The organism is Streptomyces sp. NPDC028991, from assembly GCF_055564775.1.
The window spans coordinates 259,994-274,779 of record NZ_JBVHVP010000002.1; the positions used below are offsets into that span (position 1 = coordinate 259,994).

General features: G+C 66.9%; 8 protein-coding genes. 7 read left to right on the plus strand and 1 reads right to left on the minus strand.

What is annotated here, in order from left to right; genetic code table 11:
* Positions 1 to 120: 120 nt before the first annotated feature.
* Both rpoB and ACZ4V1_RS05305 read left to right on the plus strand, forming a co-directional pair.
* Positions 121 to 3,606, plus strand: a complete 3,486-nt coding sequence (rpoB, locus tag ACZ4V1_RS05300; RefSeq protein ID WP_468329633.1) for a DNA-directed RNA polymerase subunit beta — start codon at positions 121 to 123, stop codon at positions 3,604 to 3,606.
* Between the two features lie 97 nt (positions 3,607 to 3,703).
* Entirely contained in the window at positions 3,704 to 7,603 is a 3,900-nt protein-coding gene (locus ACZ4V1_RS05305) for a DNA-directed RNA polymerase subunit beta' (RefSeq protein ID WP_468329636.1), read from the plus strand.
* 79 nt (positions 7,604 to 7,682) lie between these two features.
* Here the strand turns inward: ACZ4V1_RS05305 and ACZ4V1_RS05310 are convergent, their stop codons facing one another.
* Positions 7,683 to 8,978 carry a hypothetical protein gene (locus tag ACZ4V1_RS05310; protein WP_468329639.1) on the minus strand — a complete coding sequence of 432 codons (1,296 nt, stop codon included), beginning with the start codon at positions 8,976 to 8,978 and terminating at the stop codon, positions 7,683 to 7,685.
* A gap of 101 nt (positions 8,979 to 9,079) precedes the next feature.
* On the opposite strand from ACZ4V1_RS05310, the gene ACZ4V1_RS05315 reads away from it, so the two are divergent.
* From ACZ4V1_RS05315 to tuf, 5 genes are all read left to right on the plus strand, one after another.
* Entirely contained in the window at positions 9,080 to 10,075 is a 996-nt protein-coding gene (locus tag ACZ4V1_RS05315; RefSeq protein ID WP_468329642.1) for a glycosyltransferase family 2 protein, read from the plus strand.
* Between the two features lie 288 nt (positions 10,076 to 10,363).
* Positions 10,364 to 10,735 carry a 30S ribosomal protein S12 gene (rpsL, locus tag ACZ4V1_RS05320; protein WP_003948652.1) on the plus strand — a complete coding sequence of 124 codons (372 nt, stop codon included), beginning with the start codon at positions 10,364 to 10,366 and terminating at the stop codon, positions 10,733 to 10,735.
* Positions 10,736 to 10,737: 2 nt separating this feature from the next.
* A complete protein-coding gene (rpsG, locus tag ACZ4V1_RS05325; RefSeq protein WP_003974303.1) occupies positions 10,738 to 11,208 on the plus strand; it encodes a 30S ribosomal protein S7 in 471 nt (156 codons plus the stop codon).
* A 39-nt stretch (positions 11,209 to 11,247) separates the two neighbouring features.
* Positions 11,248 to 13,374 carry an elongation factor G gene (gene fusA, locus ACZ4V1_RS05330; protein ID WP_468329645.1) on the plus strand — a complete coding sequence of 709 codons (2,127 nt, stop codon included), beginning with the start codon at positions 11,248 to 11,250 and terminating at the stop codon, positions 13,372 to 13,374.
* Positions 13,375 to 13,548: 174 nt separating this feature from the next.
* Positions 13,549 to 14,742 carry an elongation factor Tu gene (gene tuf, locus ACZ4V1_RS05335; RefSeq protein WP_351389576.1) on the plus strand — a complete coding sequence of 398 codons (1,194 nt, stop codon included), beginning with the start codon at positions 13,549 to 13,551 and terminating at the stop codon, positions 14,740 to 14,742.
* Positions 14,743 to 14,786 lie beyond the last annotated feature (44 nt).

Sequence of the window (14,786 nt, forward strand, 5' to 3'; positions counted from 1 at the left end):
ACCGACGACCAGAGCATGTCTGACCTGGCTCTTCAGCCACATCAGACGCCCCCTGTCTTCGTGCCCGGAAGAGGGGCCGGTACGCGCGTAGTGAGTCCGAGCCCTCGGAAGGACCCCCTCTTGGCCGCCTCGCGCAATGCCTCGACCGCGAATACGAACAACGCTGCCAGCACCGCCCCGCTGCGCATCTCCTTTGCAAAGATCAAGGAGCCCCTCGAGGTTCCGAACCTTCTCGCGCTGCAAACCGAGAGCTTCGACTGGCTGCTCGGCAACGACGCGTGGAAGGCTCGCGTCGAGTCGGCTCTGGACTCCGGTCAGGACGTCCCCACCAAGTCCGGTCTGGAAGAGATCTTCGAGGAGATCTCGCCGATCGAGGACTTCTCCGGGTCGATGTCGCTGACGTTCCGCGACCACCGCTTCGAGCCCCCCAAGAACAGCATCGACGAGTGCAAGGACCGCGACTTCACGTACGCGGCCCCGCTGTTCGTCACCGCAGAGTTCACCAACAACGAGACCGGCGAGATCAAGTCCCAGACGGTCTTCATGGGCGACTTCCCGCTCATGACCAACAAGGGCACCTTCGTCATCAACGGCACCGAGCGTGTCGTGGTGTCGCAGCTGGTCCGTTCGCCGGGTGTCTACTTCGACTCCTCCATCGACAAGACGTCCGACAAGGACATCTTCTCCGCCAAGATCATCCCGTCCCGGGGTGCCTGGCTGGAGATGGAGATCGACAAGCGCGACATGGTCGGTGTGCGCATCGACCGCAAGCGCAAGCAGTCCGTGACCGTCCTGCTCAAGGCTCTCGGTTGGACCACCGAGCAGATCCTCGAGGAGTTCGGCGAGTACGAGTCCATGCGCGCCACCCTGGAGAAGGACCACACCCAGGGCCAGGACGACGCGCTGCTCGACATCTACCGCAAGCTGCGTCCGGGCGAGCCCCCCACGCGTGAGGCCGCGCAGACGCTGCTCGAGAACCTCTACTTCAACCCGAAGCGCTACGACCTCGCCAAGGTCGGCCGCTACAAGGTGAACAAGAAGCTCGGCGCCGACGAGCCGCTGGACGCCGGGGTGCTCACCACCGACGACGTCATCGCCACCATCAAGTACCTGGTGAAGCTGCACGCCGGTGAGACCGAGACGGTCGGCGAGTCGGGCCGGGAGATCGTCGTCGAGACCGACGACATCGACCACTTCGGCAACCGCCGCATCCGCAACGTCGGCGAGCTGATCCAGAACCAGGTCCGTACGGGTCTCGCCCGTATGGAGCGCGTCGTGCGCGAGCGCATGACCACCCAGGACGTCGAGGCGATCACGCCGCAGACCCTGATCAACATCCGGCCGGTCGTCGCCTCCATCAAGGAGTTCTTCGGCACCAGCCAGCTGTCCCAGTTCATGGACCAGAACAACCCGCTGTCGGGGCTGACGCACAAGCGTCGTCTGAACGCCCTCGGCCCGGGTGGTCTCTCCCGTGAGCGGGCCGGCTTCGAGGTCCGTGACGTTCACCCGTCGCACTACGGCCGCATGTGCCCGATCGAGACGCCCGAAGGCCCGAACATCGGTCTGATCGGCTCGCTCGCCTCGTACGGCCGGATCAACCCGTTCGGCTTCATCGAGACGCCCTACCGCAAGGTCGTCGACGGCCAGGTCACGGACGACGTGGACTACCTGACCGCCGACGAGGAGGACCGCTTCGTCATCGCGCAGGCCAACGCCACGCTCAACGACGACATGCGCTTCTCCGAGGCCCGCGTCCTGGTCCGCCGCCGTGGCGGCGAGGTCGACTACGTCCCCGGTGACGACGTCGACTACATGGACGTCTCGCCGCGCCAGATGGTGTCGGTCGCGACCGCCATGATCCCGTTCCTCGAGCACGACGACGCCAACCGTGCCCTCATGGGCGCGAACATGATGCGTCAGGCGGTGCCGCTCATCAAGAGCGAGTCCCCGCTCGTCGGCACCGGCATGGAGTACCGCTCCGCAGCCGACGCCGGCGACGTGGTCAAGGCCGAGAAGGCGGGTGTGGTCCAGGAGGTCTCCGCGGACTACATCACCACCACCAACGACGACGGCACGTACATCACGTACCGCCTGGCCAAGTTCTCCCGGTCCAACCAGGGAACCTCGGTCAACCAGAAGGTCGTCGTCGCCGAGGGCGACCGGATCATCGAGGGCCAGGTCCTGGCCGACGGTCCGGCCACCGAGAACGGCGAGATGGCGCTCGGCAAGAACCTGCTGGTCGCGTTCATGCCGTGGGAGGGTCACAACTACGAGGACGCGATCATCCTGTCGCAGCGCCTCGTGCAGGACGACGTCCTCTCCTCGATCCACATCGAGGAGCACGAGGTCGACGCCCGTGACACCAAGCTCGGCCCCGAGGAGATCACCCGGGACATCCCGAACGTCTCCGAGGAGGTCCTCGCCGACCTCGACGAGCGCGGCATCATCCGCATCGGTGCCGAGGTCGTCGCCGGCGACATCCTCGTCGGCAAGGTCACGCCCAAGGGTGAGACCGAGCTGACGCCGGAGGAGCGCCTGCTCCGTGCGATCTTCGGTGAGAAGGCGCGCGAGGTGCGCGACACCTCGCTGAAGGTCCCGCACGGCGAGATCGGCAAGGTCATCGGCGTCCGCGTCTTCGACCGTGAGGAGGGCGACGAGCTTCCCCCCGGTGTGAACCAGCTGGTGCGCGTGTACGTGGCGCAGAAGCGCAAGATCACCGACGGTGACAAGCTCGCCGGCCGGCACGGCAACAAGGGCGTCATCTCCAAGATCAACCCGATCGAGGACATGCCGTTCCTGGAGGACGGCACCCCGGTCGACATCATCCTCAACCCGCTGGGTGTCCCGTCCCGAATGAACCCGGGACAGGTCCTGGAGATCCACCTCGGCTGGCTCGCCAGCCGCGGCTGGGACGTCTCCGGCCTCGCGGAGGAGTGGGCCGAGCGCCTCCAGGCCATCGGCGCCGACAAGGTCGAGCCCGGCACCAACGTCGCCACCCCGGTCTTCGACGGTGCGCGTGAGGACGAGCTGGCCGGTCTGCTCCAGCACACCATCCCGAACCGCGACGGCGAGCGCATGGTGCTCCCGTCCGGCAAGGCGCGGCTGTTCGACGGCCGCAGCGGTGAGCCGTTCCCGGAGCCGATCTCGGTCGGGTACATGTACATCCTCAAGCTCCACCACCTGGTCGACGACAAGCTGCACGCCCGGTCGACCGGTCCGTACTCGATGATCACCCAGCAGCCGCTGGGTGGTAAGGCCCAGTTCGGTGGCCAGCGCTTCGGTGAGATGGAGGTGTGGGCGCTGGAGGCTTACGGCGCCGCGTACGCCCTCCAGGAGCTGCTGACCATCAAGTCCGACGACGTGACCGGCCGCGTGAAGGTCTACGAGGCCATCGTCAAGGGCGAGAACATCCCTGAGCCCGGCATCCCCGAGTCCTTCAAGGTGCTCATCAAGGAGATGCAGTCCCTGTGCCTCAACGTGGAGGTGCTGTCCAGTGACGGTATGTCCATCGAGATGCGTGACACCGACGAGGACGTCTTCCGCGCGGCGGAGGAGCTCGGCATCGACCTGTCCCGGCGCGAGCCGAGCAGCGTCGAAGAGGTCTGACGGGAGTCCGGCGGGGCTCATGCCCATGAGTCCCGCCGGCCCCAGGACCCCCGTTTCAGACCCCAAGACTTACAACCCTGAGAGGGATTGACGCATAGTGCTCGACGTCAACTTCTTCGACGAGCTCCGGATCGGTCTGGCCACCGCTGACGACATCCGTCAGTGGAGCCACGGCGAGGTCAAGAAGCCCGAGACGATCAACTACCGCACGCTCAAGCCCGAGAAGGACGGACTCTTCTGCGAGAAGATCTTCGGTCCGACCCGGGACTGGGAGTGCTACTGCGGCAAGTACAAGCGTGTCCGCTTCAAGGGCATCATCTGCGAGCGCTGTGGCGTCGAGGTCACGCGCGCCAAGGTGCGCCGTGAGCGGATGGGCCACATCGAGCTCGCCGCCCCCGTCACCCACATCTGGTACTTCAAGGGCGTTCCGTCGCGGCTGGGCTACCTGCTCGACCTCGCCCCGAAGGACCTGGAGAAGGTCATCTACTTCGCGGCGTACATGATCACGTACGTCGACGAGGAGCGCCGCACCCGCGACCTGCCCTCGCTGGAGGCCCACGTCTCCGTCGAGCGCCAGCAGATCGAGCAGCGCCGCGACTCCGACCTGGAGGCCCGGGCCAAGAAGCTCGAGACCGACCTGGCCGAGCTCGAGGCCGAGGGTGCCAAGGCCGACGTGCGCCGCAAGGTGCGCGAGGGTGCCGAGCGTGAGATGAAGCAGCTGCGCGACCGTGCGCAGCGCGAGATCGACCGCCTCGACGAGGTGTGGAGCCGGTTCAAGAACCTCAAGGTCCAGGACCTGGAGGGCGACGAGCTGCTCTACCGCGAGCTGCGTGACCGCTTCGGCACGTACTTCGACGGCTCCATGGGCGCCGCTGCCCTGCAGAAGCGCCTGGAGTCCTTCGACCTCGACGAGGAGGCCGAGCGCCTCCGCGAGATCATCCGTACCGGCAAGGGCCAGAAGAAGACCCGTGCGCTCAAGCGCCTCAAGGTCGTCTCCGCGTTCCTGCAGACCAGCAACAGCCCCAAGGGCATGGTGCTGGACTGCGTGCCGGTCATCCCGCCGGACCTGCGTCCGATGGTGCAGCTGGACGGTGGCCGCTTCGCGACCTCCGACCTGAACGACCTGTACCGCCGCGTGATCAACCGCAACAACCGCCTGAAGCGGCTTCTCGACCTCGGTGCGCCCGAGATCATCGTGAACAACGAGAAGCGCATGCTCCAGGAGGCCGTGGACGCCCTCTTCGACAACGGTCGTCGTGGCCGTCCGGTGACGGGCCCCGGCAACCGTCCGCTGAAGTCGCTGTCCGACATGCTCAAGGGCAAGCAGGGCCGCTTCCGTCAGAACCTGCTCGGCAAGCGAGTCGACTACTCGGCGCGTTCCGTGATCGTCGTCGGCCCGCAGCTGAAGCTGCACCAGTGCGGTCTGCCCAAGGCCATGGCGCTGGAGCTCTTCAAGCCGTTCGTGATGAAGCGCCTGGTCGACCTGAACCACGCGCAGAACATCAAGAGCGCCAAGCGCATGGTCGAGCGCGGCCGCACGGTCGTGTACGACGTGCTGGAAGAGGTCATCGCGGAGCACCCGGTTCTGCTGAACCGTGCGCCCACGCTGCACCGCCTCGGCATCCAGGCCTTCGAGCCGCAGCTGGTCGAGGGCAAGGCCATCCAGATCCACCCGCTCGTCTGCACCGCGTTCAACGCGGACTTCGACGGTGACCAGATGGCCGTGCACCTGCCGCTCTCCGCGGAGGCGCAGGCCGAGGCCCGCATCCTGATGCTGTCCTCGAACAACATCCTGAAGCCGGCCGACGGCCGTCCGGTGACGATGCCGACCCAGGACATGGTCCTCGGTCTGTTCTTCCTCACCACCGACGGCGAGGGCCGCGACCTCAAGGGCGAGGGCCGTGCCTTCGGTTCCGCCGCCGAGGCGATCATGGCGTTCGACGCGGGCGACCTGTCGCTCCAGTCGAAGGTCGACATCCGCTTCCCGGTGGGCACCATCCCGCCCCGCGGCTGGGAGCCCCCGGCCCGCGAGGAGGGCGAGCCGGAGTGGCAGCAGGGTGACACCTTCACCCTGAAGACCACGCTGGGCCGCGCGCTCTTCAACGAGCTGCTGCCCGAGGACTACCCGTTCGTCGACTACGAGGTCGGCAAGAAGCAGCTCTCCGAGATCGTCAACGACCTCGCCGAGCGCTACCCGAAGGTCATCGTGGCGGCGACGCTCGACAACCTGAAGGCTTCCGGCTTCTTCTGGGCGACCCGTTCCGGTGTCACCGTGGCCATCTCCGACGTCGTCGTTCCCGAGGCGAAGAAGGAGATCGTCAAGGGCTACGAGGCGCAGGACGAGAAGGTCCAGAAGCAGTACGAGCGCGGTCTGATCACCAAGGACGAGCGCACGCAGGAGCTCATCGCGATCTGGACCAAGGCGACCAACGAGGTCGCCGAGGCGATGAACGACAACTTCCCGAAGACCAACCCGATCTTCATGATGGTGAACTCGGGCGCACGAGGCAACATGATGCAGATGCGTCAGATCGCCGGTATGCGTGGTCTGGTGTCGAACGCGAAGAACGAGACGATCCCGCGTCCCATCAAGGCGTCCTTCCGTGAGGGCCTGTCCGTGCTGGAGTACTTCATCTCCACGCACGGTGCCCGTAAGGGTCTGGCGGACACCGCTCTGCGTACCGCCGACTCGGGCTACCTCACGCGTCGTCTGGTCGACGTCTCCCAGGACGTCATCATTCGCGAGGAGGACTGCGGCACCGAGCGCGGTCTCAAGCTGCCGATCGCCACGCGCGACGCCGACGGGACGCTGCGCAAGGCCGAGGACGTCGAGACCAGCGTGTACGCCCGCATGCTCGCCGAGGACGTCGTCATCGACGGCAAGGTGATCGCGCCGGCCAACGTCGACCTCGGTGACGTGCTGATCGACCAGCTCGTGCACCACGGTGTCGAGGAGGTCAAGACCCGTTCGATCCTGACCTGCGAGTCCCAGGTCGGCACCTGCGCCATGTGCTACGGCCGCTCGCTGGCCACCGGCAAGCTGGTCGACATCGGTGAGGCGGTCGGCATCATCGCCGCCCAGTCCATCGGTGAGCCCGGTACCCAGCTGACGATGCGTACCTTCCACACCGGTGGTGTGGCCGGTGACGACATCACCCAGGGTCTGCCGCGTGTCGTCGAGCTCTTCGAGGCCCGTACTCCGAAGGGTGTCGCCCCGATCTCCGAGGCCTCCGGCCGCGTCCGGATCGAGGAGACCGAGAAGACCAAGAAGATCGTCGTCACCCCGGACGACGGCAGCGACGAGACGGCGTTCCCGATCTCGAAGCGTGCCCGTCTGCTGGTCGGCGAGGGCGATCACGTCGAGGTGGGCCAGAAGCTCACCGTGGGTGCCACCAACCCGCACGACGTGCTGCGCATCCTGGGTCAGCGTGCCGTCCAGGTCCACCTGGTCGGCGAGGTCCAGAAGGTCTACAACTCGCAGGGCGTGTCGATCCACGACAAGCACATCGAGATCATCATCCGGCAGATGCTGCGCCGCGTGACGATCATCGAGTCCGGCGACGCCGAGCTGCTGCCCGGCGAGCTGGTCGAGCGGACCAAGTTCGAGACCGAGAACCGTCGTGTGGTCCAGGAGGGCGGTCACCCGGCCTCCGGTCGTCCGCAGCTGATGGGTATCACCAAGGCCTCGCTGGCGACGGAATCCTGGCTGTCGGCCGCCTCCTTCCAGGAGACGACCCGAGTTCTGACGGACGCGGCGATCAACGCCAAGTCCGACAGCCTCATCGGCCTCAAGGAGAACGTCATCATCGGTAAGCTCATCCCGGCCGGTACGGGTCTGTCCCGCTACCGCAACATCCGGGTCGAGCCGACCGAGGAGGCCAAGGCCGCGATGTACTCGGCCGTCGGCTACGACGACATCGACTACTCGCCGTTCGGCACGGGCTCCGGCCAGGCCGTTCCGCTGGAGGACTACGACTACGGTCCGTACAACCAGTAAGCGGGTCTTCGCCTGATACGCCGAAGGGCGGTCACCCCGGGAGGGGTGGCCGCCCTTCGGCGTGTACTCGACGAGGTGCTTACGGCACGCCCAGCTCGAAGATGACGTAGTGCGCGTACCAGCCGGAGGCGAGGGAGGCCGTGGCGAAGAAGACCACCAGGCTCGGGAGCCTCAGGCGGCCGAGGGCCGCGGCCGGGGCGAGGAGCAGGGGGAAGGCGGGCAGCAGGTAGCGCATCGTGTTGCCGAACATCTGCTGGGTGCCGAGGACGGTGACGATCGTCGCCAGGGTGTAGGCGACGAGCACCAGCGGGGGCTTCTTGCGCAGCATCAGGGCGATCAGGAAGGGCAGCGCCAGGACCAGCTGGAGCGAGAGCAGGTCCGGGGTGGAGAAGGCGAAGTGGTAGTCGCCCTTGCCGACCGCGAGGTTGCGCAGCACGTCCAGGGTGTAGGCGCCGTAGTCGAAGAAGTGAGCCCAGCCCTCGCGCTGGAGGGTGAAGTACGCGGTGGCCTCGCCGGTGCGGTAGCCGACCCAGGCGATGTAGCCGAGCAGGCCCAGGGGAGCCACGATCATGGCGTAGACCGGGCCGCGTACCCCGTGCTCGCGCCGGCCGGCCGGGCGCGCGAGGGTCACCAGCGCGGCGAGTCCCACGGCGCCTATCAGGACGGCGGACGTGGGGCGGTTCAGGCCCGCGGTGAAGGCGAGCAGGCCGGCCGTCACCCAGCGTCCGGTCATCACGGCGTAGCAGGCCCAGGCGGCGATGGCGACGAACAGGGACTCGGAGTACACCGCCCACTCGACGCCCGCGCCGGGGGCCACGGCCCACAGCCCGGCGGCGATGGTGCCCGCACGGGCCCCGGCGACGAGGCGGACCACGGCGAAGACGCCCGCCGCCGCGACGAACGACGAGACGACGGAGACGAGGATCCCGGAGCCGTAGAGGCCGAGGCCGGTGGACTCCGAGACCATGCGGATCAGGGCCGGGTAGAGCGGGAAGAAGGCGACCGAGTTCTGCTGGACCGTGAACAGGCCGTCCGAGTCGAGCCGCACGAGGGAGGGGCTGTAGCCGTGCTCGGCGACCTGGAGGTACCACCAGCCGTCCCAGGTGGCCAGGACGTCCCACCAGTGGGCGCCGCCGCCGAAGCGCGGGTTCTTCCCCTTGTAGTCCCCGGCGTACTCCAGCAGTGAGGCGAAGACCGCGAGGCCGACGAGCTTCGTGACGCCGTACAGGGCGAGCGGCGCGAGGTAGGGTCGCGCGGCGGGCGGCAGGGCCGGGGGCCAGGTCCGCCAGGAGCGTCCCCCGCGCTCGTCGGACAGCCGTTGTTCCCGTGCGCCGGCCGACGCGTCGGTCACCGTGTCGTCGGCAGCCGTGTCCATGGCTGTCATCCCCCTCAGTCCACCCTCAACCGTCAATTGCTGCCATAAGATCGCACAAGAGTCGCACATCTGTGCTCGCTGTTCGGGGGAGGGGAGGCGCGGTGCCCGAGGAACGGGACGAGGAACTGCACGAACCGATCGTGTTGTCGGTCGTCATTCCGATGTACAACGAGGAAGAGGCGCTGCCCGCGCTGGTCAGCAGGCTGCGCCCGGTCCTGACGGAGCTGGGCGTTGCCCACGAGGTCGTGGCGGTGGACGACGGCAGCGGCGACCGTACGGCGGAACTGCTCGCCGCCTTCCGGCTGGGCTGGCCGGAGCTGCGCGTGGTCGCGCTGCGGCGCAATTCCGGCCATCAGGCGGCCCTCACCGCCGGCCTGGACCGGGCGTGCGGGGCCTACGTGGTGAGCCTGGACGCCGACCTCCAGGATCCGCCGGAGAAGATCCCCGACATGCTGGCGCTGGCCCGTGCCGAGCGGCTCGACATCGTCTACGGGGTCCGCGCCGACCGGAGCAGCGACTCCGGGTTCAAGCGCTGGAGCGCGGGCCTCTACTACCGCCTCATGCGGCGCCTGGCGGGCCCGACGGTCCCCGCGCAGGCGGGCGACTTCCGGTTGCTCAGCCGCGCCGCCGTGGACGCCCTGAAGGCCCTGCCGGACCAGCAGCGGGTCTACCGCCTCCTCGTGCCCTGGCTGGGCTTCCCGAGCGGGCAGGTGACGTACGAGCGCGCGCCGCGCACCGCGGGCCGCACCAAGTACCCGCTGGGCCGGATGATCCGCCTCGCGGTCGACAGCGTCACCGGCTTCTCCGCGGCCCCGCTGCGCATCGCCACCTGGCTGGGCGCCGGCGCCTTCGTGGTCTGCCTGGGGCTGCTCGTCTACACCCTCACGGCCTTCGCCCTCGGCCGCACGGTGCCCGGCTGGACGTCGCTCTTCACCGGCATCGTCTTCATCGGCGCCGTACAGCTGATCTGCGTCGGCCTGCTCGGCGAGTATGTCGGGCGCATATACACGGCCGTGCAGAACCGGCCGACGTACTTCGTCCGGGACGACACGGCGGCCGAGAAGAGCGAGGTCCGGGTGCCTGTCCCACGTTCGTGAGCCCGGGCGCCGACCGGGAGGAAGCCGGATGAACCGGGCGCCGCCGCCGGTCCCGCGCATTTGTTTTGACCGCAGCGAATGCGATAGGTACGCTCAGACCTTGTGCCTGGGGTGTGCCCTGGCCCTCGTGCGTGCCTTCAACCGCAGTGAGGGTCGTCACCGGCCACCGCGATCCACGCTTTCTTCCGCCTGGCGGCAGGGGTTCGCAGGATTCGACACACCCGACCGCGTGGGTCGGCAATGTTCCAGGTTAGCTTCACCATTCGGCACACAGAAACCGGAGAAGTAGTGCCTACGATCCAGCAGCTGGTCCGGAAGGGCCGGCAGGACAAGGTCGAGAAGAACAAGACGCCCGCACTCGAGGGTTCGCCCCAGCGTCGTGGCGTCTGCACGCGTGTGTTCACGACCACCCCGAAGAAGCCGAACTCGGCCCTGCGTAAGGTCGCGCGTGTGCGTTTGACCAGCGGGATCGAGGTCACCGCTTACATTCCGGGTGAGGGGCACAACCTGCAGGAGCACTCCATCGTGCTCGTGCGCGGCGGCCGTGTGAAGGACCTGCCGGGTGTTCGCTACAAGATCATCCGCGGTTCGCTTGACACCCAGGGTGTGAAGAACCGCAAGCAGGCCCGCAGCCGCTACGGCGCCAAGAAGGAGAAGTAAGAATGCCTCGTAAGGGCCCCGCCCCGAAGCGCCCGGTCATCATCGACCCGGTCTACGGTTCTCCTCTGGTGACCTCCCTGATCAACAAGGTGCTGCTGAACGGCAAGCGCTCCACCGCCGAGCGCATCGTCTACGGCGCCATGGAGGGCCTGCGCGAGAAGACCGGCAACGACCCGGTCATCACGCTGAAGCGCGCTCTCGAGAACATCAAGCCGACCCTCGAGGTCAAGTCCCGCCGCGTCGGTGGTGCGACGTACCAGGTGCCGATCGAGGTCAAGCCCGGTCGCGCCAACACCCTCGCGCTGCGCTGGCTGGTCGGTTACTCCCGCGCCCGTCGCGAGAAGACCATGACCGAGCGTCTGCTCAACGAGCTCCTCGACGCCTCCAACGGCCTCGGTGCCGCTGTGAAGAAGCGCGAGGACACGCACAAGATGGCCGAGTCCAACAAGGCCTTCGCGCACTACCGCTGGTAGTCGCTACCCACATCGAGACCGAGAGAAGACTGAAGCCTTATGGCTACCACTTCACTTGACCTGGCCAAGGTCCGCAACATCGGGATCATGGCCCACATCGACGCGGGCAAGACGACCACCACCGAGCGGATCCTGTTCTACACGGGCGTGTCGTACAAGATCGGTGAGGTCCACGACGGCGCCGCCACGATGGACTGGATGGAGCAGGAGCAGGAGCGTGGCATCACGATCACGTCTGCTGCGACCACCTGTCACTGGCCGCTCGAGGACAACGACTACACGATCAACATCATCGACACCCCGGGGCACGTCGACTTCACCGTCGAGGTGGAGCGTTCCCTGCGTGTGCTCGACGGTGCCGTGACCGTGTTCGACGGTGTCGCCGGTGTCGAGCCGCAGTCCGAGACGGTGTGGCGTCAGGCCGACCGTTACGGCGTGCCGCGCATCTGCTTCGTCAACAAGCTGGACCGTACCGGCGCCGAGTTCCACCGCTGTGTGGAGATGATCTCGGACCGCCTGGGTGCCCAGCCGCTCGTCATGCAGCTCCCGATCGGTGCCGAGGCCGACTTCAAGGGCGTCGTGGACCTGGTCCGCATGAAGGCGCTCGTGTGGTCCGCCGAGGCCGCCAAGGGCGAGATGTACGACACCGTCGACATCCCGGCCACGCACACCGAGGCCGCCGAGGAGTGGCGCGGCAAGCTGGTCGAGGGCGTCGCGGAGAACGACGAAGAGATCATGGAGCTGTTCCTGGAGGGCCAGGAGCCCACCGAGGAGCAGCTGTACGCCGCGATCCGTCGCATCACCATCGCCTCCGGCAAGTCCGAGGACACCACGGTCACCCCGGTGTTCTGCGGCACCGCGTTCAAGAACAAGGGCGTTCAGCCCCTGCTCGACGCGGTCGTGCGCTACCTGCCGACCCCGCTCGACGTCGAGGCCATCGAGGGCCACGACGTCAAGGACCCCGAGGTCGTCGTCAAGCGCAAGCCGTCCGAGGACGAGCCGCTGGCCGCGCTCGCGTTCAAGATCATGAGCGACCCGCACCTCGGCAAGCTCACCTTCGTCCGGGTCTACTCGGGCCGCCTGGTGTCCGGCACCGCGGTGCTGAACCCCGTCAAGGGCAAGAAGGAGCGCATCGGCAAGATCTACCGCATGCACGCCAACAAGCGTGAGGAGATCGAGTCGGTGGGCGCCGGTGACATCGTCGCCGTCATGGGCCTGAAGCAGACCACCACCGGTGAGACGCTGTCCGACGACAAGAACCCGGTCATCCTGGAGTCCATGGACTTCCCGGCGCCGGTCATCGAGGTCGCCATCGAGCCCAAGTCGAAGGGCGACCAGGAGAAGCTCGGCGTCGCGATCCAGCGTCTGGCCGAGGAGGACCCGTCCTTCCAGGTCCACTCCGACGAGGAGACCGGCCAGACCATCATCGGCGGCATGGGCGAGCTGCACCTCGAGGTGCTGGTCGACCGTATGCGCCGTGAGTTCCGCGTCGAGGCCAACGTCGGCAAGCCCCAGGTCGCGTACCGTGAGACGATCCGCAAGGCCGTCGAGCGCGTGGACTACACCCACAAGAAGCAGACCGGTGGTACCGGTCAGTTCGCCAAGGTGCAGATCGCGATCGAGCCGATCGAGGGTGGCGACACCTCGTACGAGTTCGTGAACAAGGTGACCGGCGGCCGCATCCCGAAGGAGTACATCCCTTCGGTGGACGCCGGCGCCCAGGAGGCCATGCAGTTCGGCATCCTGGCCGGCTACGAGATGACGGGCGTCCGCGTCACGCTCATCGACGGTGGCTACCACGAGGTCGACTCCTCCGAGCTGGCGTTCAAGATCGCCGGTTCGCAGGCGTTCAAGGAGGCCGCGCGCAAGGCTTCGCCCGTGCTCATGGAGCCGATGATGTCCGTCGAGGTCACCACTCCCGAGGACTACATGGGTGAGGTCATCGGCGACATCAACTCCCGCCGTGGCCAGATCCAGGCCATGGAGGAGCGGATGGGTGCCCGTGTCGTGAAGGGCCTCGTGCCCCTCTCGGAGATGTTCGGCTACGTCGGCGACCTCCGCAGCAAGACGTCGGGTCGCGCAAGCTACTCGATGCAGTTCGACTCCTACGCCGAGGTTCCCCGGAACGTCGCCGAGGAGATCATCGCGAAGGCCAAGGGCGAGTAACGGACTACTCCGTTTAACGGACCCCGTTCACACGCTTTAGGCTTGACCCCGGAGCCTGCATGAGGCATTCCGCCGTCAACCCGGCGGAATGCCCCCGGCACCCCGGGCTTTCCAGCAAAGATCACCTGGCGCCGATGAGTAAGGCGTACAGAACCACTCCACAGGAGGACCCCAGTGGCGAAGGCGAAGTTCGAGCGGACTAAGCCGCACGTCAACATCGGCACCATCGGTCACATCGACCACGGTAAGACGACCCTCACGGCCGCCATTACCAAGGTGCTGCACGACGCGTACCCCGAGCTGAACGAGGCCTCGGCCTTCGACCAGATCGACAAGGCTCCCGAGGAGCGCCAGCGCGGTATCACGATCTCGATCGCGCACGTCGAGTACCAGACCGAGACGCGTCACTACGCGCACGTCGACTGCCCCGGTCACGCGGACTACATCAAGAACATGATCACGGGTGCGGCGCAGATGGACGGCGCCATCCTCGTGGTCGCCGCCACCGACGGCCCGATGCCGCAGACCAAGGAGCACGTGCTCCTGGCCCGCCAGGTCGGCGTTCCGTACATCGTCGTCGCGCTGAACAAGGCCGACATGGTGGACGACGAGGAGATCCTGGAGCTCGTCGAGCTCGAGGTGCGCGAGCTCCTCTCCGAGTACGAGTTCCCGGGCGACGACCTGCCGGTCGTCAAGGTCTCCGCCCTGAAGGCCCTCGAGGGCGACAAGGAGTGGGGCAACTCGGTCCTCGAGCTCATGAAGGCCGTGGACGAGGCCATCCCGGAGCCCGAGCGCGACGTCGACAAGCCGTTCCTGATGCCGATCGAGGACGTCTTCACGATCACCGGTCGTGGCACCGTCGTCACCGGCCGCATCGAGCGCGGTGTCCTCAAGGTCAACGAGACCGTCGACATCATCGGCATCAAGACCGAGAAGACCACCACCACGGTCACCGGCATCGAGATGTTCCGCAAGCTGCTCGACGAGGGCCAGGCCGGTGAGAACGTCGGTCTGCTCCTCCGTGGCATCAAGCGCGAGGACGTCGAGCGCGGCCAGGTCATCATCAAGCCCGGTTCGGTCACGCCGCACACCGAGTTCGAGGCCCAGGCCTACATCCTGTCGAAGGACGAGGGTGGCCGTCACACCCCCTTCTTCAACAACTACCGTCCGCAGTTCTACTTCCGTACGACGGACGTGACCGGCGTCGTGACCCTCCCCGAGGGCACCGAGATGGTCATGCCGGGTGACAACACCGAGATGAAGGTGGAGCTCATCCAGCCCGTCGCCATGGAAGAGGGCCTGAAGTTCGCCATCCGCGAGGGTGGCCGGACCGTGGGCGCCGGCCAGGTCACCAAGATCAACAAGTAAGCTCTCCGCTTGCTTGTCGGTCCGATGACCTGACATGGGCTGAT